The following is a 19,597-nucleotide window of genomic DNA, read 5'->3' as shown; positions in this document are numbered from 1 at the left end:
CTCCCGCCGAACCGGACGTGATGGTTTCCCGATCATCCGGCTCTCCAGTGACGACAGCGTGAGCGATTCAGGCTGCTCGCGCAGGACACACAACGCCGTTGCGGCGATCTGCATTTCGCATACCTCCCGGGTCTGAGTGTCCGAGTCACCTGGCCCCCTTCGCCCTGTGGACGGCTTTCCCGTCCTCCCCGGCCGGTCGTTACTCCGGCGACTACTACGGGGCCTCCGTCGCCATAGGACTCGCGTCCCGTAGGCGATCCCACGTTCGTCTCTGTCTGTACGTTCTAGCGCGACGTAGGCGTCCCACTCATCTCCTTGAATGTCCTCGCTGGGCATCGCTCCGCACGCCGGAGGTGCACGAGGGCACGATCGAACCCCGTGCAGAGTGCGGCACCGGTTTCAGCTGTCCTTCCGGCGGATGAGAACTTGCATCTGCTGGAGATTGGGCTTCAAACAATCCAGTCTTCGCCATATCGCGCGGGCCTCCCCAGCACACCGTCTCTGACAACTGAGCCCAGTTGCTGGTTTGCTGACATGCTGTTGTCCCCTTCACCTTTCGGATCCAGGTAAGTCATCGGGCCCAGGAACCTCCTTCCGAGTTCCTCCCGGCTGAGCCGGGAATACAACAGAGCGCCTCGTGGCGCACATCGTCCGCTCAACGACCCAGCGGAAGGTGCCCAGTCCCGTCCCGTGCGGCTGGCCACGCTCGGCGATCGCGGGCGTGATGCCGCGCTGCCGCAAGAGCCGTCGGTACTTGTCGTGGTCGTAGCCGCGGTCGGCGAAGAGCATGTCCGGCCGTCTGCGCGGCCGACCGACGACTCCGGCCACTGCCGGGATCTTGTCCAACAGGGGCAGTAGTTGTGTGACATCGTTGCGGTTTCCGCCGGTCAGAGACACCGCGAGCGGGATCCCTTGGCCGTCGGTGATGATGTGGTGTTTGCTGCCCGGGCGTGCGCGGTCGACCGGGCTGGGGCCGCTTTTGGGCCCCTGCGTGCGGCCCGGACGTGGGAAGAGTCGATCACCGCCCGCGACCAGTCCAGCTGGTTCTTCGAGCGCAGCTTGTTCAGCAGTAGCTGGTGCAGTTGGCCCCACACGCCGGCCTCGTTCCAGGCCGCCAGGCGGCGCCAGCACGTCATGCCCGAGCCGAAGCCCAGTTCCTGCGGGAGGTACTCCCACTGGATGCCGGTGTGCAGGACGAACAAGATCCCGCACAGGGCTTGACGATCGGGCACTCGAGGTCTGCCCTCGACCTGCTTCGGGGGCGGCTCGGGCAGCAACGGCTTGATGAGCGACCACAGTTCATCCGACACGATCCAGGGTCGTGACTGACGCTTCCCCATGCCCACATCAACGAACGATCAAGCGGACAGTCACATGAACAACCCGCTTTTGTTAGAGCCAGTAAGCGCGTCTGGAGGCGCGGGCGGCATCTTGCGCCTGGCAGCTGGTCATGTCCCGCTGAGTGGTGTAGTCACGGCAGCTGTTTCGATTCCGGTTGCGACGTGATCTGCGGTTCGGGCGGGGTCGGCGTGGTGAGGAGATCGGCCATGGAGGCTTCGGAGAGGTAGCGGCGGTCGAAGACCTGCCACTCGTCGTGGAGTTCGGCCAGGACCGCAGCGGCGAGTCGGTCCAGGGCTGCGGGGTTGGGGAAGACCTGGACGACATCGGCCCGTCGTTTGATCTCCCGGTTCAGCCGTTCCAGCGGGTTGGTCGACCAGATCTTCTTCCAGTGCGCCGGCGGGAAGTCAGCGAACGCCGTGATGTCCGTCGCCGCCTCCAGCAGCATCTTCTTGACCTGCGGGAACTGCCGTCCGAGCATGTCGGCTACCACGTTGAGCTGGGTGCGGACCTGCTCGCCGGTGGTCTGGGCGAAGACGGTGCGGATGGTGGCGGCGACCATCTCCCCGGAGCCCCTCTCGATCACCGAGAACACGTCCCGGACGAAGTGAACCCGGCAGCGTTGCCACGCCGCACCCAGGAAGACGGTGCGGATCGCGGCCACCAGCCCGCTGTGGCTGTCGGAGATGACCAGCTGGACGTTCTCCAGGCCACGGGCCCGCAGTGAGCGCAGGAACTTGGTCCAGAACGGCTTCGACTCACTGTCGCCGACCATCAGGCCGAGGATCTCGCGGTGCCCGGTGGCAGAGATCCCGGTGGCGATGACCACGGCCTGCGAGGCGATCCGGTGATTCACCCTCGCCTTGCAGTACGTGGCGTCCAGAAATACGTAGGGGAAGACGGTGTGATCCAGCGGCCGTTCCTTGAACGCGGTCAGTTCCTCGTCCAGTTCGCCGCAGATGCGGGAGACCTCGGACTTGGAGATCCCGGAGTCCGCGCCGAGTGCCTTGACCAGGTCATCGACCGAGCGAGTCGACACTCCGTGCACGTATGCCTCCATCACCACGGCAAACAGCGCCCGGTCGATCCGGCGCCGGCGTTCCAGCAGGGAGGGGAAGAACGACCCGGTCCGCAGTTTCGGGATCTTCAGGTCCAGGTCGCCGGCCTGCGTGGTCAGCAGACGCTCACGGTGCCCGTTGCGCCAAGTGGTGCGCGTCGCCGTGTGCTCGCCCGGGGCCGCACCGATTGTCTCGGTGGCCTCGGCCTCGATGAGCTCCTGCAGGATGCGCTCGCACGCCACCCTGATTGCTTCAACTCCATCCGCCCGATGTAGTGACTCAAGCAGCCGCATGAGCTCAGACTGGGACAAGGCCATCGCGTGCTCCTCCGGTTGAACTGCCCGTTCACCAGGGAGACTTGCGCGATGGCCTGCCCTTGTTCAGGGAGCACGCACGGTCAGCGGATGCACGCCCCGGGGCGGACACCGCGCGTTCCGGACCACGGCTCGGCTACACCACTTCACGGGACACGATCTGGCAGCTCGGTACTGACGGCCGTATGGCCGTTTGCGCTGCTGCTGTCCCGGAACGGGGAGCGTGCGACGGACGCTGAGCCGAGCCTGTCCCCGGTGATCGGCGCGGTCGGCGTGCATGCTCGTCCCTGGCCGGCGCGAGCGGTCCGCCGCGGCGCCGCAACGGCCTCCCTCCCGCTCCAGGACCCGCGACGCCAGCGGCCAGTGTGCCCATGGCCTGGCGGCGCGACGGGTGGCGGGAGTGCAGTTTCCCCTCGCAGTCCGGACCGGCACCCCCCGCCTGTCAGTGCATCGCATCAGAGCTGATCGGGGCCCTCCTGCCAGTCCTCAGCCTCGGTGAGACTCGCGAGGCAGCCTGCCGTCCTTGACAAGCAGTCAGGTGATGATTCTGAGGTGGTGTCAACGTCCGACATGCTTCCGATGTTCCGACAGGGTGAAGGGCCGCCGGTTCTTTCACCGGCTTGGCTTAATCTCCTCGCCAAACTTCCTGCAATTGCAGCTATTTGACGAGGTATCAGGGAAGTTCGGACTGCTCGTCAGGTGCTTTCGCGTGCGTCCGGTTGGCGGCTGCGCGTCACACGTTAGTGATCTTCGAGATGCCGTCGGAAATTGACGTCCGTAGGTTCATTTCCAGATCGGCAGATCAGCCGATTTCCCTGCAAGAAGGAGAAAACTGATATGCAGACGCGTACCGTCGCCCTGATCGCAGCCTCTGCGGCTGCCGTGGCCGTGACTGTCACCGGCGTTACCTACGCCTCCGCGGACTCCCCCCAGTCCGCCTCGTCCGCCCGTCCTGCCTCGGCCCCCCTCGGTGGCGGCGGCGACCACGACTGGAAGGACGACGGCTACAAGAAGGACCACGACGGGCACAAGAAGGACGACGGCAAGATCCAGATCAACGAGCGGACGTACTCGGACGACCCGGGAGCCTGCGTCAGCGTGACCAACCTGAACACCCTCGCCACCGGCACCTTCAACATCGCCAACGACACCGACAGGGTCGTTGAGTTCTTCGACGGGACCAACTGCAACAATGGCAACCCCGTCGCCGTGGTCCTGCCTGGTGACTCCAGCTTCGGAGTTGGTGACGGAACTGGCGATGGCAGCTTCCGCGTGATCGACAACTAAGGGACCGCGCAGCGACCGACCCCGAAGTAGGCGCCGCGGGATGTGACCGTCCCACCGATGCGTCACCAGGAGCCCCGGCCCGCCGTAATCGGGCCGGGGCTCCGGCGCACAGTACTTCCTTCAGCTGAAAACACCCAGCTGGCTCGTTTCACACTATGCGCCCACCCCGCAGTGACCGCAAATGCACGCGGGCATACAGCTGATCGGCGGCTGGGAGCGTCCATTACCCGGGAACCGGCGCGTTGCATTGGAAAAGCGCGATCAACTGACGGCACTGTGGAATCACTACCGGACGAGTACGGGAGTGATTAATGTGCTGTTGACGTTTGTCAGACAACAGAAGAGTCGTGCCGCTGTACAGCATGTCGACGGCACGATCCTGCGCCAGCTCGACAGCAGCGCCGTACGTGCTCGTTACTGGGTGAAACGAACGCCGAGAGAATCGGTTCGTCTGCTGCACAGGGCGCGCGTGTACCACATCGCTGGGGCCACACTCAGCATCATCACAGGGCTCGCCGCCTGGCCGGTCATCGCCGACGGTTCCCGCTTCAGAGCACAGGTAGTGATTTCCGCACTGGCCTGCCTCGCCGCGGTGACCATCGCCGCGCCCTACGCAACTGGCCTGCACGACCGCGCCGAGGAATCCATCATGCTCTGCGGAAGGTACGGAGCCATCTACGGTGAACTCCTCCGCGCGCAGAGCCAGATCGGCACGCAAGCCACCACGCAACACCGTGTCAGGGAACTCATCCAACAGTTCGATGACGTCGCCACACGCAGGGACGCCCTCGGACTTGCTGCACCAGCACCAGATTCCGGCCAGGCATCCGGTGAGCATTCCCGGTCAGTCCAGTGAACGGAGTCTGTGGAGTTGTCAGGGTCCAGCGAGTCCTACGACTCAAGGCCCGGGCTCGTGTGCAGTGGCCTCAGGACGCTCCGTCTCTTCCGGAGGAGACGGTGGGCCGCGGAGCACGACGTCCTCGAGCATCCCCATCGCAAGCATCAAAGCCATCATCAGCGCGGGCAGGCACAGAGCTATGAGGGGCACAGCGCCTCCCAGGTGACTGGATGTCGCGTTCTCGGACCGGATCTCGCTGGAGGCTGCGGGAAAGACGCGTAGTCGGAGTGAACGTTCCCCCTTCCCGGCGGCTTCGGTCCCGGGGCGTTTCGTGAGGGACGGTCACAGCCTTCAGTGTGGAGCCGAATTGGTTACCGCGCCTGCCGGGACTCCCCTCGTGCAGGCGGCGGGTGAGCGTGCAAAGCCACGGACGTGCCGGTGGCCAGGGAGCGGGCACACCACCGCTCGGCCTGCCCCCTCCGCCGCGGAGCCGGGCTGCCGGTCCGTGCGCGTGGGCGGTGTCCTGACGATGCACCGATCAGCGCGCCGTCCTCAGTGCCCAACGAGATCACGAGAGCGCCCGCGCCTCCAGACGCGCTTACTGGCTCTAACAAAAGCGGGTTGTTCATGTGACTGTCCGCTTGATCGTTCGTTGATGTGGGCATGGGGAAGCGTCAGTCACGACCCTGGATCGTGTCGGATGAACTGTGGTCGCTCATCAAGCCGTTGCTGCCCGAGCCGCCCCCGAAGCAGGTCGAGGGCAGACCTCGAGTGCCCGATCGTCAAGCCCTGTGCGGGATCTTGTTCGTCCTGCACACCGGCATCCAGTGGGAGTACCTCCCGCAGGAACTGGGCTTCGGCTCGGGCATGACGTGCTGGCGCCGCCTGGCGGCCTGGAACGAGGCCGGCGTCTGGGACCAACTGCACCAGCTACTGCTGAACAAGCTGCGCTCGAAGAACCAGCTGGACTGGTCGCGGGCGGTGATCGACTCCTCCCACGTCCGGGCCGCACGCAGGGGCCCAAAAGCGGCCCCAGCCCGGTCGACCGCGCGCCCAGCGCCGCCGCAGTCATTCCGCGTGCGGCCACACATCCTTCTTCCACAGGCCCACAGCCTGCTCGTCACGCTCGAGGGCTCTGCGGGCGGGAGATTGCCAGGACCAGCCGTGCCGGTGCAGCAGCCGCCACACCGCCGCCGACGAGCAGTCCAGCCTGAACTTCCGGGCGATCAGCACTCTGATCCTGGCCAGGGTCCAGCGCCGGTCTTCCCAGCCGTGCACGGCCGGCCCCCGCGCCAGCTCTTTCTCCAACTCGGCGAACTGCTCATCGGTCAGCCGGGGCAGTTTCGGCGGTCCAGCGGAGGCGAGCGCGGCCATCCCGCCCTGCCGCCAGGCGCGACGCCAGCGTTCCACCGACCGCTCACTTACCCGCAGGTCCTTCGCGATCACCGCGGTTCTCTCACCACGAGCGAACTGCTCACCAGCCTCGAACCGGATCCGCTCGCGAAACCGCCGCCGCTCCGCGGTCAGCCCACCACCCTGTGCGTACCGCATACCACGGGCCTACCGCAGGGATCACCACACGTCACTGCCCCCGACAACAATCCGAAGAGCTCAGTAACGGCAGCGATGCCTGCTGGGAAAGTACTTGCCGGTTGGGAAACTCCACGCTACTTTCCTTGCAGGAAAGTACTGCGAGGAGGGCAAATGACTGACCAGGTACGGCCGGAAGAGGCCGCGCGCGCGCTCACCGAGATCGACCAGCGGCAGGAGCAGATCATCCGGATGGCCAGCCTTCCCCGCTGGTTCTGGGGGGCCATCGCCTTCCTGATGGTCGCGTTCGCAGCGGTCGTCGACACCACCCAAGGTGGTCTCGTCCAGGGGATGGCCACCGCCTTGTTCGTGGCCGGTGTGCTCACCACAGTTGGGTTGGTGGCGTTGCGCTCGGTCCGTAGCGCCCAGCCCCACAACAGCCTGTTCGGCCCCCGTATCATGGCCGCGGACCTAGCCTTCGCGGCGGTCATCGTCGGCGTATCGCTGGCGGCAACGCTCATCCTGAAGGCGTCCGGGGTTTCGTACGCCGCGACCATTGGTGCCTCGATCACCGCCGTGATCCTTGTCGTCGGTGGACCGACGTACACGCGGTACCGTCAGGGCCTCATGCTCGCGAACCGGTCCGGGAGCCGACGGTGATCACGCCCAAGTTCGACGAGCTGATCCACGCACCCACCCGGCTCTCGCTCGTCTCCCTGCTCGCGGCCACCGAGTGGGCGGACTTCCAGTTCCTGCGCGACAGCGCCGGCCTGTCGGACTCCGCCCTGTCGAAACAGCTCACGACGCTTGAGGGCGCCGGCTACATCGAGATCCGTAAGGGTTTCGTCGGAAAGCGGCCGCGCACGTCGGCGAGGCTCACCAGCGTCGGCCGGGCGGCCTTCGACCAGCACGTCGCGGCTCTGCAGGAGATCGTCGCCAAGGCGGGCGCGTCAGTGCTCCCCTCGACCTGAGAGGCGCAAGGAAGGCGCCCTTGACGGCAACAGCGGCTCCAGCCACTGCCCTTGGCCGCCCGTCAGATCACCCCGAGGCATTCCATGATCGCTTCACGACCTTGATCAACATCTCAAACACGGCCTAGTCGCAATGCCGTTGCGTTACGGGTTTGCGGGTTGGGGTCTTTGAATGCGGACTGCTCGGGTACCGGCCTGGGTGGGTTGGGGCCAGGTGCGGTGTCCGGCCCGTTTGAGCCGGTAGTTGGACATCTTGCGTTTGACGACGCGGGGCTGACTGCGCAGGCGTCTGGTCGGCAGGAGTCGTTCGAGTAGGTCGTGCTGGAGCAAGACAAGGGCTCTGACCAGCAGTTCAGGGGGAAAAACTGCCCGGCGTGACGGTCACACTGCGCCGGGCGGAGCGCAGGGTTTCGGTGAACGAGATCCGGTCGGCATCCAGGCCCCGGGTGGCCGCGGTTCTCACCATCAGCTCACGCAGCGCGTGGTGGACGAGCAGGTGGGCCCAGATCTGCTGCAGGATTCCGTCGGGTGTCTTGCTGGTGAGCACGACGTGGGCGCCGCGTTGATGAGTCTTGAGCTCTGCGAAGACAGCCTCCGCTTCCCAGCGTTCCTGATAGAGCGCAGCCAGCTGGCGGGCGGGGTAGCGACGGGCATCGAGCAGTGTGGTCACCAGCCGGTAGTTCTCGCCTTCGCGGCTGGTGCCGTGCAGCTGATAGGCCACCACCCGCACTGTGACCGGATCACGGTGCGCGGGGTCGGTGTGGGCGTGGATGCGGGAGATCCAGGATCCGTCCCGTAACTGCCGCTCGACGGGCAGGATGCGGTTGGCGGGCACCCGCCACAACAGATCGGCACCGCTGTCGGTGAAGGCCCGCCAAAGCGGCACGCCGAGGAACTCCCGGTCTGCCAGGACCAGTTCGCCGGGCTGGCAGGAGCGTGGAAGGCGGCCCACCAGGGTGACTTCACCGGTGCGGCAGCCGGCCAGTTCCGCGTCCAGGACGAGGTGGGTGCCCACCTCGATCAGACAGGCCATCCGCACCTGAGGAAAGGAGGATTTGTCGTGGCCGCGGCTGTTTCCGGGACGGCCGAAAGCGGCCTCATTGGCCGGACTGTCGGCCACGTCCCAGCAGGTGCCGTCCACTGCCAGCAGCCGCAGCCCTCGCCAGAAGCAACCCGGCGTGGTCTCGGTGCCCATCGGCTTCGCGGTCGTGGCAAACAGCACCCGCAGTGGCTCCGATCCCAGCCGCTGGCGAGCCCGAAACAGCGACGACTTCGCAGGGATGCGCCACTCGCCCAGCAGGCCCTGGCTCCGCAGGCCCTCGACCAGATGCCGCATCACCTCCAGATACGGGGCCGGCGAGAACAGGGCAAGGGCGAGCACGAAATACACCACCAATCGAGCTGGCAGCAGGCGTCTGCGCTGCTCGCCACGACCGCAAGCGGCCACCACACGATCCACCAACCCAGGCCGATACACCCAGGTCAGCAGCCCCAGCCCCGATAACTCGCCGACATCCGCAGACACCCGCACCACCCCCGGGAAGCACTACGCAGCAGCGTACGCCCGCAGGCTAAAGCAACGGCATTGGGCCTAGTCGCGGCCACCAGTGCTGGAGCAGCGACGACTTGCCTCGGCGGAGCCGTCACCTTCACGAAGCCGGACGGCGAGTACTACCAGCCGAGTTCCCCCACCGTCTACAAGACGACGAGTCGTTGCGCCGACATCAACCTCCGGCTCAACACCGGCAAGTCCGTCAAGGTCTGCTTCTACAAGAGCGATTACACACTCAACTACTGCCAGTCCAACTACACGCAGGTCCCGTGGGACAATTGGACGGTGGTCGCCAGTGACGTCAACGACGGCACCCTGTTCCGTTTCCGGTACCTGAGCGACCTCTCGTCGACCAACGCCAAGGCAGCCTTCTGAGCCTGAGGCCGCGTCGTCCTGACAGGTACGATCATCGGCCCCGCCGGGCGTCCCGGTGGGGCCGCAGTAGTTGGAGTTCACAGGCACCGCCTGCGCCTCACTGCTCGAATGGGGTCTCGGGTTGCCTGCTCTCCGAGCGGGCGGCCGCCGGTTCACGCTGAGAGGGCAGCGGACGGAGCACGGCCGTACGGTCTGTCAGCTGTAGGCGCAGGAGTTGGTTCTCGGCTGCCGCTTGGTGCAGGGCACCGACAAGGGCTTCGACGTCGGCTTTGAGCTGGGCGATCTCCTCCACGTCAGCAGCGCGTAGTTCCTTGAGCCGGCGGACCTGCTTGCGAAGGCGCTGTTCGCTGTCCGGGGTGCCGCCTCGGGCGCGGACCTTGTCGTAGAACTCGTTCTTCAGGTCGGTGTGCCGTTGTGTGAGTGCGTTGCGCGGGACACCGGCTTCGACCGCGAGCGCGACGATCGTCAGGGCGCCGTTGGAGTGCTCGGGGGTATCGCCCAGGATGCGTTCCATCGCGGCACGGATGCGGTCGCGTTCGTCTGGGGGCGGGGCTCATGATGTCGGCTCCTGGAAGTGGATGCGGTCCTGATCGTGGCGGTCGGCAAGTTTCCGTAGGCGCCCGGCGCGTTGGGTGAGCCGGTCGGCGAGCGGACCCGGCACCGTCTCTGGGGCGGCCTGTTTCTCCAAGGCCCGGGCGTGCCGCAGGAGTTCGTCGGCGTGCCGGCCACTGCGCGCGATGTTCGCGCAGGACGGTCGGCACCGGTTCAGGCTCGGGGTGTCAGCGATGTCCAAGCGGTGGCACAGGGCACGATCACGGTTGTAGACGCACATCAGGAACGCGTGCGGGTTGTCGTAGACGGTCAGGGCAGGGTTGTTGAGGATGTCCCGGGATTGGCGGTGCGTGCGGATGGACCCGGCGAACGTCGAGGCCTGGGCGGCGGCGTGGATCGCCGCCGGGCGGCCGTCCCCGAGACGCCCGCTCCGGTGGCGAGATCGTCGTGGAGGGTGGTGAGCGTGTCGGCGGTGGCCCGGGCGGTCTCGATGACGAGGAGCTCGTGGATGCCACCGCGGCCGCGAGCTGCGTAGCCGGCGCTCATCGTGGTGCGCATGTGCCCGTTAACGGGGACCGGGGTGGGTGGGCTGCGGGAGCTGGCGGCGCCGTTCGTGGTGCCCGGTGAGGTCTCGCTGTCGGTCTGACCGTCTGACGGTATGGCACCTGGTCCGCGGTGCCACGGTCCCCGCGTCCGCCCGTATTCTCTGATGGCCTGCCTACCGGTCGCTGCCGCCGATAGAGTCCGCCACGGAGGACTGACCGTGACGCGAATACCCAGACCGGCTGTAGCGCTCATGTTGGCTGCCTCGGCTGTCGCGATGACGGCGCTCGCCGGGTGCGGGGAGCAGAAGTCCGCGTCGGCGGTAAAGAGTCCGTCGGCGAGCGGGCCCACACCCGCACCTCACCCGGTCATTCATCTCAGTGCGGACGGCAACACCCTGGTCCCCGGGGGCCCGCCTCTGCCCCTCCACCTCTCCGTCGCGGGTCTCACCGCTGGGCAGGCCGAGCGACGCCATGTGGCGCTCTACATCGGGACCGTCCCTGACGAACTCCAGATCCGCGAGAACGGTTCCTGGCATGATGTGCCGTTGCAGTGGACCAACGAGCAGGACGACAACGGAGAGTTCGCCGCCATCGTGCCGCTGTCGTATCGCGGCAAGGCACGGACGGAGCTCGACTTCCGGCTGTTCACCGCTGACCAGCGCATCGACGACGTGGATGGAAAGGTTCCTGCCGTGACCACCACGGTGGCCGCGGAGATGGCCAAGGATGCCGGTTATGCGGATATCCACCCGGCAGCATCCGCGACGCGCCTGCGTTTTTCCGTCGACCCCACGCATCTCACCGTCAAGGTCCCGCAGATACTCCGGGCGACCGAGGGCGGGACGCCGGTGGAGTGGTACGTGCGGGTGCGCAACGCCGCGGGCAAGCTCACTCGCTCCCACCTCCGCATCGCGATCTCCCTCGCCCCCGGAGAGATCAGCCAATCCATGCGACAAGTGCACTGGTCGATCAACCGCGAGGGCCGTTGGGCCGACCTGACAGGCCAAACACACGTGGAGACGGACGAGTTCGAGCTCGAGCCCGGTCAATCGCGGACCGTGCGGATCCGCCTCGCTCTGCCGGCCGACGCCAAGCCAAGCAGGTCCGACGACGTCGGCGCCGTACTGCGGGCGGCGGTCACGGCTCCTTGGTGGCCCTCCGACCCGGATCAGCCGTCGGGGGTCACGCACGACGCGGTGGCCACGAACATTCTCATCGAACGCTGACCTGAGAACGACAACCCCTCGTGGGCCGACCTGGCGCCTTACCAGACTGACCGGGGCGCGGGCCCGGAAGAGCGAAACGACGCCGGGCACGCCGCGGCAGGCCGACCTTGGGTCTGCCCCCGGAGGGTCGGACTGCATCACAAGGGTCCGGTCATCCACGTCGTCTCGGAGGCAGGTCGTCGAAAAGACCCAACTCGTCATCGTCGGGCGCCTGAAAGAGCTTCACATACTCCTCGAGCAGCTCGCGGCTGACCGGGACGGTCCCTGGCTCACCCTCCCGGCTGCGGACTTCGAGGCAGCGGCACAGCTCATCGATCGACACGGCAAGGTAGTGGAGTTCAACGGGAACCCCGAGTGCGCGCGCCGCCAAACGCTTGTCATCCCGCTCAGAACGCCCCCAGAAACCGAACTCCAAAATCACCGTCTGTCCGAGCCTCAGCAGGTCCTGGGCATGCTCCCAAAACCGCCCCTCAAGCCGGTCGCGCGTTCGTTCATCGAACAGATCGACACCGAGATCCGCCAGCCATTCGTCCGGACACAGGCGCACCGCTGGAATCTCTCTCGCCAGGCGTTTGGCCAGCGTTGTCTTCCCGGAGCCAGGAAGCCCGCACAGCAAGATCAGCCTGGGCTCGGGACTCGCATCCGTCAGGCGCCTCCACAGCACCACAGCAAGGTCATTCCGGCTCTCCCCGCATGGGGCCACTTCTCAATCTTGAGGCCACGCCGTAGCTGGTGGCTGCGTCGAGGTCGCCGCTCTCTGCCGCTCGGCGGAGCCAGGCTTCGGCAATCTCGCCGCGTCCCCTGAGGACGTCTCCGAGGAGGGCCGCCCGGGCATGGCAGGCAGTCCCCTTCCTCATCGGCTCCGGCGTCAGGTCACTGCCTGCCGGGCCACGTCAGGTTGTCGATCAGCATTGCCAAGGCCGACGTCAACTCACATCAAAGAGCCTCATAAATGAGTTAGTTACCCCGAGAACGTTATGACTTAGCTGATCAAAATGAGTGGATTCTGGTATCATGGTGGGGAGTTGAGTATTTGGGAGGGTGCGTGAGTCAGGCGCCGCAGGCCGAGAACGCGGTGAACGCGACCGAGGCCCGTAAGGATCTCTACGCCCTGGTCAAGCGTGCCGAGGAACACGGGGTCACGACGCTGATCCATAAGCGGCAGGACCGCGCTCTGCTCGCGCCGTTGGACCGGCTTCCGGCAGCCCGGCAGGCCGAGGCGTTCCCGTCCCACGTGTTGAGCGCGGCGCAGAAGGACTTCGGGGACCTCATCACGCGGGCGGCTCAGGGGCAGCCGCAGGTGCTCCGGCGGAACACCACGCCGGTCGCGATACTGCTCCCCGTCGACACCGCCTCAGGTGCCCTCTCGTCCGACACGGCCGCGCACACCGGCGCGGCGCCCGCAGGAGGTGCGGTGAACAGCCAAGGCAACCCGGACCGCGACAGGACGCCCCGCAGGCTCGCCACGCTCGGCGACGCCATCGGCTCCGTACTCACCTCCAGCCCGAGCGGCCCCACGTTCGGGCTGCCCGGGCTGGACGCCGCGACGGGCGGTCTGCAGCCGGGCCGGCTGATGCTCGTCGCGGCCGCCCCGAACGTGGGCGGAAGCCTGCTGGGGCTGGCTGCCGCACGCCAGACCGCGCTGGTCGACCACCGCAAGGTCCTGTACGCGGCGTCGGGTCCGAACCGGGCCGACATCTTCCGCCGGGTCCTCGCCGCGGAGACCGGCGGCGACTACCCGCGCCTGAAGCAGGGTCACCTCACCGAGCACGAGCAGCAGGTTGCCCAGCAGCTGCGCCAGAAGGCCTCTGTGCTGCTGATCGACGACGGCAGCGACCTGACCGCTGAGGCCATCGCGGAGACCGCCCCACACGTCGAGGATCTGGCGCTCGTGGTCGTGGACCGGTTCCAGGCCGCCCACAACGCCCGCCTGCCGCTGTCCGGGAACCGCCTTCCTGACGCCTCCCAGGTCCTGGCCGGTCTCGCGCGCTCCCTGCACGTCCCCGTACTCGCCATTGTGGACAGCGACGATCCCACGCTCCTGAGCCTGTTGGACGCCGACATCCTGGTAACGCTCGCGCCGGCCGAGGACCCCTCCACGGTCCAGGTGACGGTCGCGGAACGCGACTTCGGGGCGATCGGCTCGGCGTACCTGCGCCCCGACCTGCTGCACGCCCGCTTCCTCGACGCCGGCATCGCCCCCGCCAGCGGTACGGGCGGCGAAGGCCCTGCGCGGAGCCTGGCCAGTGCGGTGGAGCAGGAGCTGGCCGAGGCGGCGCTTCCCTACACGTCCGGTGCCCAGCAGGGGCTGCCAGCCTCCGTCACCCATGTACTGGCCGCGCTGCGCACCGCACTGACCGATGGCGACCAGGAAGCCCTTACGGAACTCGGGCCGTCCCTGGCCCAAGTGGCTGCGCCGCCGCTGCAACTACCGGACACCGCCGAGGGACGCCGCCTCGCTGCCGCGCTGCGCGCCTACGCCACCGCCGGGAAGCCCGCCGCTGCCGCTCCCCAGTCCGGCGCGAGCACCGGGCACGTCCCGGACGACGCCAACGTAGAAGACACCGAGGAAGACGACGAGGACGGCCTGGCACCGGGGGACGAGGAAGACGAGCCCGAGGACGCGGTCTTCCCCGCCCTCAGGATCCTCAAGGACGCGGTGGACCGCTCGAAGATGCACCCGATCAAAGTCATCCGCCTTGAGGAGCGGGACAACGGTCCGTGGCCGCTGATCAGCGAGGACATGGACGGCGAGCCCCGCTGGGTCCACCCCGACGTCACCAGCACGCGCGTCGCCCACACCAGGGAAAACGGAAAGCGCGTCCGGCGCGACAGGCTCGACGTGCCCGACTCCTTCGGCGGCGGCGTGATGTGCCTGATCGACCGCAACGGCAGCTACCCGTCGGCCTGTTCGGCCGTCCCTCTCGCCCCGAACAAGCTCCTGCACACCGGCGCCCTCGAGGCGTTCGACAAGACCCACGCCGGCATCTACCTCATCGACATCCCGCAGTGGACCCGCACCGACATGCCGCACCCCCTGGGCCGGATCATCGAGCGGCCTGACGATCAGGGCCGCGTGTGGGTCACCACCCCCCACATCAAGCAGCTCGAGAAACTCGTCCGCGACGGCCACCTCGGCGCCGCGCCGACCATCCACGACTCATGGACCGGGAAGGCCAACGAGTCCCTCTTCAAGCCCTTCTACGAGGCCACCCGCAAGGCACGGACCGAGCTCGTCCAGGTCGGCGGTGACCCCTACAAGGCGTACAAGACCCGGCTGTCCATCGCCCTGCGGCTGCTGTGGCCCAAGCGGGAGGAACAACGCTCCCCGTTCTGGCGGCCCGACTGGCGCATGAGCATGGTCGCCGAGGCGTCCGTGCGTCACTGGGCGGTAGCCTTCCGGGCCGTCCAGGACGGGCACACGCTCATCGCCCTGCGCAACGTCGACGCGGCCGTCTTCTGGACGCCTGACGGCACGCCGCCCGCCACGTACACGATCGGGACCGGCTTCGGCGAAGTGAAGGCCAAGTACATCCAGCCCGGCGAGATCATCCCCGAAGGTGACGACTGATGGCCGGACCCACCGGCCGCGGAGGCTCCCTGGGCGCCGCCCTCAACGACCTCCTGCGCTCCCAAGTCACGCCCCGGCACCGGCTGTCGTCGTACACCGCCAAGCACTGGCACGCCCAGCTCAGCCAGCTCACCGGAACCCACCGCGGATACCAGGCCCTGGAAGAGGCCAGCCTCGACGTGACGCCCAAGACCCTGCTCAACTGGCTGTCCGATCCCGAGTACAACATCCGCCGCAGCTACCGCGACCTTATCCACACTGCGTACGAGAACGTCGCCATCGTCCCCGCTGACCCGATTCCGGACCACGTCAAGGACGGTCAGTTCGAGATCAGCGGCGTCGTCAAGACGGGCGACGACGAACGCGAGCGCGGCACACGGCGGGCCGCACCCCTGCGTATCGACGCGAGCAGGGGCGACTGGGGCGGGATCGAGGAACTCTGGGCTGCTGGCGAGCTCACCGACGACGAGTTCGAGGACCACTTCGTCGACGACGTCATTGTGGCGGACATCGGCGAAGGCACCGACGGATGGGAGTTCCCCGGAGGCTCGTACTCCGTCGAACTCAGGTGACACCGCCGCTCGCTGAGCGCTCGGTGGCCCAGGGCCTCACCTCGTTCGAGTCTAAGCCTGCCCTGGCAGGTCATACGGCCTGCCCCTCGACCTTGCCCTGGACTGTCCAGGTCTTGCGCACGCGCTGGGGGCCGTCGGTCTCTTCGATGAGCCGGATCACCACGCCCGGGTCGGTGCCGTAGAGCCCGACCCACTCCGTGTACCGGTCCTGGGCGGTGCCCGGGACGGCCCACTCGCCCTCGACGGCCGGGCCGTATTCCTCGTTCCCTGTCAAGTCAGTGTGTTGAGGTTGAGAAGCTGTGTCACAACTCTCGCTGCTGGTCATCGGGTTGAAGAAGCGTGACGGTTGGCGTGACGTTCGGCTGAGCGTCGCGGGAGGATCAACCCTTAAGCGGGACATGCGAACGGCCCGTGTCCTCAACCTGAGTGCTAGTGGTCGTCGCAACACCCCAGTTCAAGGGGTGCGATGGACTTCGAGATCCGCGAGGACAGGAAGTCGGGGGCTGCAAGCTGACCCAGGCCTCGATGCCGGCGCGCAGCACCAATCCCGGGTCGGGACCCGTCCCGGCAGGCTTGCGCTACACCTAGGGATGTCGCCTGAGGCGGGAAACATCCGCAGCTACCGGCGGCGTGGGTGCCGGGGAATCTCCCGTGGCTCAATTCCCCGGCGCACCGGTCCGTCCTCTCGGAAAGGAAACGATCGTGGCGCGAACTTCGCGAATTGCGTTATTCGTCATGGCCTTGCTCGGCGTGACCGTCCTCAGCACGCCGGGCAACGCCGTGGCGGTCCCGGCACCGACGGCCTACAACACCTACACCCAGTTTCTGACGCACGAGCCACGCAACGGCATGCCTGAAAGCTGCACCCAACGCCGGATCTATTTGGCAGACGGCGAGTACAGGTGGGGCGGGGAGATGAAGCCCGTGGCCTCCGGCGCCGCAGCCAGGGGCCTCTTCGTCGATGCGGGGTGGTACACCTGGCGGGACTGCCTGGACCCGAAACACAAGTACTACTCCCACAAGACGTCGCTGGCGCCCGAGGACTCCTCGGATTCGGGCCACACATACGGCTTCGAATGGCGCCTGCCGTTTTCCGGCACCTACACCTGGGGCTCGTCCCTCGAGCCGGTGGACATCGACCCGCGACCGAGCGCGGTGGCGCCGCGGTGATCCTGCACTCCCGGCGCCCCACCTGCTGACGGGTGGTCACTCGCCGCTTGGTGTCCGCCGTTGTAACCGTGGGACATCAGGCGGAAGGCATCTCCGTCCATGGGTGCACGCACAACGCTCGGCTGGGAAACCCCAGCCGAGCGTCTCCCTAAGCTCCTGGCCACGGCCAGTTGATCGCTTATGTTGCAACGACCCCTGGAATTCGCCAACCCACCGGCGGGGCGCTCGTGCGTCAGGCGGCGGTAACGAAGGATGCCGGCTGGCGGGCGTCCGCCCACTGCCGGAGGAGCCGTTCATAGGCCGCGGTGCGTTCGGCGGAGGGCGGCTGGTCCAGGAGACGGCGTATGCGGTCGTTGAGCTCATCGAGGGCAGGCGTCCTGGCCGTGAGGCCGGGGAGGGTGGGGCATGGCGTCCACGGTACGGCGCGGCACTGACACAGGGCCGAAGCCACGCTGTTCTATTCTGTTCGAGGCGATGCCCTCGCCTGAGCAGAACTGACGCACCCATGGCCACAGCCGTAGAAACCCCGGAGCAGCGCTACCCGTCGGCAGTGTGGGACTCCTCCGAGGAGGGGTTGTGCTGCAAGTGCTACGCGAAGTGCAAGCGCTACGGCAGCGGCGCCAATCCGCTCTGTCGCTCATGCTTCGTGGAGGCCGCGGCGAAGTGGGCACCGGGCGTGCGGCAGCAGGGGTACAACGCCTGACAGTCTGGACGGCCAGCCCCAGTGGGAGCGGGTTCGCTGTGGTGGCCGCGGGTGGTCAGGCAGGGCGGAGCTCTCGGAGCATGACGGCGAAGTTCGGAGAGTCCGGGAAGGGCTGGCGGTTGCCGACCTTCCGGTAGTTCCACGACTCGTAGAGGGTCTGCACCTTGGGGTGGTCGGGGTCGACCAGGAGGACGGCGAGGGCCTCCGGCCGGTTTTCCAGCAGGGCCATGTGCAGCCGCTCGGCCGTGCCGGTCTTTCGCCACTTCGGGCGCACCATGAGCTCAGACACGGAGAACGTCGAGTCATCCGCCGGCGCCGGGGCCACGTGCTCGCGCCACCACTCCCGGCCAGGGGTGGCCGGGGCGCCGTAGGCGAAGCCGACCGGTTCGCCGTCGTCGTAGCCGATGACGCAGGAGAACCCGGGGTTTCCGCCCCAATGGTCGACGAACCAGGGGAACCGCTGGTTGAACTCGTCTTCCATCTCATCCGCGTACGCGTCCGCGTGCACATCAAGCAGAGTCTGCCGGATCTGCGGTAGATCGTCGTGCCCGTAGTGGCGGAGTTCGACGGTTGCCGTGGTCAAGGGGTGCTCCATTCAGTCCGGTAGCGGTCGATCCATTCGTGCGCGATGTGCTCGGAGGGAGCCAGGGTGATGAGGTCGCGCTGGAAGTCGCCGAGGGTTTGACGCATGCGGCCGGGGATCGGGTCACCGGCCATGATCTCGAACACCTCACCACTGGTGGTGACTGCTTGCTCCACATCCCCTTGATGGAGTTGGGCGAGGGCGAGGCGCACGGTGGTGTTCGCGCGATTGCGGCGGTACCCCTCGGGCAAGGCAGCGAGCGCCCTGTAGGAAGCGGCCTCGGCTTCCGCCGCGTGCCCGACGACGTCCTGCACGATCGCGGTGATGGAGTACAGCTCCGCGGGCCCGTAGAAGGCCATCCAGATAGGCAGCGGGATCGACAAGTCCGCCTTGGCTATTGCGTCCTCGGCGTGGCCAAGGGAGCGCAGAGCTGCGCGGTGTTCCCCGGAGTGAGCGAGACCGATAGCAGTCCGGGCGTGGGCGAGGGAGGCATGCATCGGGCTGCGGCGGACGATGGACGTCGCCCGGGCTGCCTGGGCGGCGGCGACCGCTTCGGCGTAGTAGCCGCGCTGCCGGGCGAGCATGGCCCTCAGATTCCACACCTGCATGGTCATATCGGAGTCCTGGGCCATGCCTGCGAGGGTGAGCGCACGGTCGAGGTGTCGGCCAGCGTCGTCCGGCTGCCCGGCGTCGATCATGGACCAGGCGGCAGTTGCGGTGAAGTCCGAGGCGAGCGCGAAAAGACGTTGCCGCACGCGCTGTGTGGTGGACCGCTTCTGTAGGTCGATGGCTTCGTCAGCCCCCGCGAGGGCGGCCCGTTCGAGTGCGGTGTGTCCGCCGCGTTCCGCGTCCAGCTCGACGAGGTTCTCGACGGCGTCGCGGAGCCGGATCACGTCAGAGGTGCCGACGCGGGACGGGCGGGAGGCTGCACTGGCGAGGGGTACGGCGACGGCGGCGGCGGTGCCGGTGGCCGCCCCGACGAAACGGCGGCGGTGCACTGAAGGGTCCTCCGGTGGTGCGGGTGGGGGCGTTGAGACGGTCTTGGCTTTCCCCCGAGGCACGAACCCTAGGGCCGTGATGGTGAGGCCGGTGATCATCTCCAACGCGATGCGCTGGCGCTCCTGCGGCCATTTGTTCTCGCCGGATAGCCACCGGAACACAGTCCGCTCCGACGTGGCGCCGGGCTTGCCGGTGAGGTTTTGAACGGCGACATTGACGGCGTCGGTCAGCTCCGCGACCGACATTCCGTGAGCCTTGAGCCAGGCGGCTAAGGCTTCGTTTCGGGTCTCCCCCATGGATTCACGGTAGAAGGTGCCGACTGCGTCGGAGGGTAAAGGGCAAGTCAATTCGTCAGTCTCGGCGCAGGCAGCCCGACCAACTTCGTCATATACGACCCCTGGTGACGGTGGGTT

Annotated in this window: 17 protein-coding genes and 3 pseudogenes; 11 read left to right on the top strand and 9 right to left on the bottom strand. The window is 67.1% G+C overall.

All coding sequences use genetic code 11. From position 1 onward, the window contains the following. Positions 1–648: 648 nt before the first annotated feature. Positions 649–1,340, bottom strand: a pseudogene (locus OG828_RS00600) (IS5 family transposase); the annotation flags it as partial. A gap of 131 nt (positions 1,341–1,471) precedes the next feature. Beyond that, positions 1,472–2,713, bottom strand: coding sequence for an IS256 family transposase (locus tag OG828_RS00595; RefSeq protein WP_328351705.1), 1,242 nt, complete (start codon positions 2,711–2,713; stop codon positions 1,472–1,474). Positions 2,714–3,547: 834 nt separating this feature from the next. On the opposite strand from OG828_RS00595, the gene OG828_RS00590 reads away from it, so the two are divergent. The 3 genes and pseudogenes from OG828_RS00590 to OG828_RS00580 all read left to right on the top strand — a co-directional run. Then, positions 3,548–3,997 (top strand): hypothetical protein, encoded by a 450-nt coding sequence (locus OG828_RS00590; RefSeq protein WP_328499681.1) that lies wholly within the window; start codon positions 3,548–3,550, stop codon positions 3,995–3,997. 181 nt (positions 3,998–4,178) lie between these two features. Further along, a complete protein-coding gene (locus OG828_RS00585; protein WP_328499680.1) occupies positions 4,179–4,853 on the top strand; it encodes a hypothetical protein in 675 nt (224 codons plus the stop codon). Positions 4,854–5,498: 645 nt separating this feature from the next. Continuing rightward, positions 5,499–5,887: pseudogene (locus OG828_RS00580) on the top strand (IS5 family transposase); the annotation flags it as partial. 19 nt (positions 5,888–5,906) lie between these two features. On the opposite strand, the pseudogene OG828_RS00575 reads toward OG828_RS00580, so the two are convergent. Continuing rightward, positions 5,907–6,386: pseudogene (locus OG828_RS00575) on the bottom strand (winged helix-turn-helix domain-containing protein); the annotation flags it as partial. A 153-nt stretch (positions 6,387–6,539) separates the two neighbouring features. Between OG828_RS00575 and OG828_RS00570 the strand changes: the two are divergent. Both OG828_RS00570 and OG828_RS00565 read left to right on the top strand, forming a co-directional pair. Continuing rightward, the gene (locus tag OG828_RS00570) at positions 6,540–7,025 is read left to right on the top strand and encodes a hypothetical protein (RefSeq protein ID WP_328505062.1); all 486 of its coding nucleotides are present in this window, start codon (positions 6,540–6,542) and stop codon (positions 7,023–7,025) included. Continuing rightward, on the top strand, positions 7,022–7,336 hold the full coding sequence (locus tag OG828_RS00565) for a winged helix-turn-helix domain-containing protein (RefSeq protein WP_319668554.1): 315 nt from the start codon (positions 7,022–7,024) through the stop codon (positions 7,334–7,336). Before OG828_RS00570 ends, OG828_RS00565 begins: the two co-directional genes overlap by 4 nt. Positions 7,337–7,688: 352 nt before the next feature. Here OG828_RS00565 and OG828_RS00560 read toward each other — a convergent pair whose 3' ends face one another. Next, the gene (locus OG828_RS00560; protein WP_328357115.1) at positions 7,689–8,861 is read right to left on the bottom strand and encodes an IS4 family transposase; all 1,173 of its coding nucleotides are present in this window, start codon (positions 8,859–8,861) and stop codon (positions 7,689–7,691) included. A 60-nt stretch (positions 8,862–8,921) separates the two neighbouring features. On the opposite strand from OG828_RS00560, the gene OG828_RS00555 reads away from it, so the two are divergent. Beyond that, a complete protein-coding gene (locus OG828_RS00555) occupies positions 8,922–9,263 on the top strand; it encodes a hypothetical protein (protein WP_328499679.1) in 342 nt (113 codons plus the stop codon). A gap of 97 nt (positions 9,264–9,360) precedes the next feature. On the opposite strand, the gene OG828_RS00550 is transcribed toward OG828_RS00555, so the two are convergent. Further along, positions 9,361–9,777: a hypothetical protein gene (locus tag OG828_RS00550; protein ID WP_328499678.1), complete on the bottom strand. Its 417-nt coding sequence runs from the start codon at positions 9,775–9,777 to the stop codon at positions 9,361–9,363. An 858-nt stretch (positions 9,778–10,635) separates the two neighbouring features. Between OG828_RS00550 and OG828_RS00545 the strand changes: the two genes are divergently transcribed. Further along, positions 10,636–11,586, top strand: coding sequence for a hypothetical protein (locus OG828_RS00545; protein ID WP_328499677.1), 951 nt, complete (start codon positions 10,636–10,638; stop codon positions 11,584–11,586). 151 nt (positions 11,587–11,737) lie between these two features. Here the strand turns inward: OG828_RS00545 and OG828_RS00540 are convergent, their stop codons facing one another. Next, a complete protein-coding gene (locus OG828_RS00540; protein ID WP_328499676.1) occupies positions 11,738–12,253 on the bottom strand; it encodes an AAA family ATPase in 516 nt (171 codons plus the stop codon). Between the two features lie 378 nt (positions 12,254–12,631). Between OG828_RS00540 and OG828_RS00535 the strand changes: the two genes are divergently transcribed. Continuing rightward, the gene (locus OG828_RS00535) at positions 12,632–15,157 is read left to right on the top strand and encodes a DnaB-like helicase C-terminal domain-containing protein (RefSeq protein ID WP_328499675.1); all 2,526 of its coding nucleotides are present in this window, start codon (positions 12,632–12,634) and stop codon (positions 15,155–15,157) included. Then, on the top strand, positions 15,157–15,729 hold the full coding sequence (locus tag OG828_RS00530; protein WP_328499674.1) for a hypothetical protein: 573 nt from the start codon (positions 15,157–15,159) through the stop codon (positions 15,727–15,729). The genes OG828_RS00535 and OG828_RS00530 overlap by 1 nt, the downstream gene beginning before the upstream one ends. Before the next feature lie 70 nt (positions 15,730–15,799). Here the strand turns inward: OG828_RS00530 and OG828_RS00525 are convergent, their stop codons facing one another. Continuing rightward, entirely contained in the window at positions 15,800–16,003 is a 204-nt protein-coding gene (locus tag OG828_RS00525) for a hypothetical protein (protein ID WP_328349168.1), read from the bottom strand. 428 nt (positions 16,004–16,431) lie between these two features. On the opposite strand from OG828_RS00525, the gene OG828_RS00520 reads away from it, so the two are divergent. Both OG828_RS00520 and OG828_RS00515 read left to right on the top strand, forming a co-directional pair. Beyond that, positions 16,432–16,899, top strand: a complete 468-nt coding sequence (locus OG828_RS00520; RefSeq protein ID WP_328499673.1) for a hypothetical protein — start codon at positions 16,432–16,434, stop codon at positions 16,897–16,899. A gap of 505 nt (positions 16,900–17,404) precedes the next feature. Then, positions 17,405–17,602 carry a hypothetical protein gene (locus OG828_RS00515; RefSeq protein ID WP_328499672.1) on the top strand — a complete coding sequence of 66 codons (198 nt, stop codon included), beginning with the start codon at positions 17,405–17,407 and terminating at the stop codon, positions 17,600–17,602. Between the two features lie 55 nt (positions 17,603–17,657). Here the strand turns inward: OG828_RS00515 and OG828_RS00510 are convergent, their stop codons facing one another. Together OG828_RS00510 and OG828_RS00505 are read right to left on the bottom strand one after the other, a co-directional pair. Beyond that, positions 17,658–18,197, bottom strand: a complete 540-nt coding sequence (locus tag OG828_RS00510) for a GNAT family N-acetyltransferase (protein ID WP_328349164.1) — start codon at positions 18,195–18,197, stop codon at positions 17,658–17,660. Next, positions 18,182–19,480, bottom strand: a complete 1,299-nt coding sequence (locus OG828_RS00505) for an XRE family transcriptional regulator (RefSeq protein ID WP_328499671.1) — start codon at positions 19,478–19,480, stop codon at positions 18,182–18,184. Before OG828_RS00505 ends, OG828_RS00510 begins: the two co-directional genes overlap by 16 nt. Positions 19,481–19,597: the final 117 nt, after the last annotated feature.

Source organism: Streptomyces sp. NBC_00457 (genome assembly GCF_036014015.1).
GTDB lineage: Bacteria > Actinomycetota > Actinomycetes > Streptomycetales > Streptomycetaceae > Streptomyces.
This window is presented reverse-complemented; position numbering and strand designations above follow the sequence as displayed.

Bases quoted from the DNA above. Each gene is read 5' to 3' on its own strand.
- OG828_RS00595 (WP_328351705.1), bottom strand. From the start codon at position 2,713: ATGGCCTTGTCCCAGTCTGAGCTCATGCGGCTGCTTGAGTCACTACAT.
- OG828_RS00590 (WP_328499681.1), top strand. From the start codon at position 3,548: ATGCAGACGCGTACCGTCGCCCTGATCGCAGCCTCTGCGGCTGCCGTG.
- OG828_RS00585 (WP_328499680.1), top strand. From the start codon at position 4,179: ATGCACGCGGGCATACAGCTGATCGGCGGCTGGGAGCGTCCATTACCC.
- OG828_RS00570 (WP_328505062.1), top strand. From the start codon at position 6,540: ATGACTGACCAGGTACGGCCGGAAGAGGCCGCGCGCGCGCTCACCGAG.
- OG828_RS00550 (WP_328499678.1), bottom strand. From the start codon at position 9,777: ATGGAACGCATCCTGGGCGATACCCCCGAGCACTCCAACGGCGCCCTG.
- OG828_RS00545 (WP_328499677.1), top strand. From the start codon at position 10,636: ATGACGGCGCTCGCCGGGTGCGGGGAGCAGAAGTCCGCGTCGGCGGTA.
- OG828_RS00530 (WP_328499674.1), top strand. From the start codon at position 15,157: ATGGCCGGACCCACCGGCCGCGGAGGCTCCCTGGGCGCCGCCCTCAAC.
- OG828_RS00515 (WP_328499672.1), top strand. From the start codon at position 17,405: ATGGCCACAGCCGTAGAAACCCCGGAGCAGCGCTACCCGTCGGCAGTG.
- OG828_RS00510 (WP_328349164.1), bottom strand. From the start codon at position 18,197: ATGGAGCACCCCTTGACCACGGCAACCGTCGAACTCCGCCACTACGGG.
- OG828_RS00505 (WP_328499671.1), bottom strand. From the start codon at position 19,480: ATGGGGGAGACCCGAAACGAAGCCTTAGCCGCCTGGCTCAAGGCTCAC.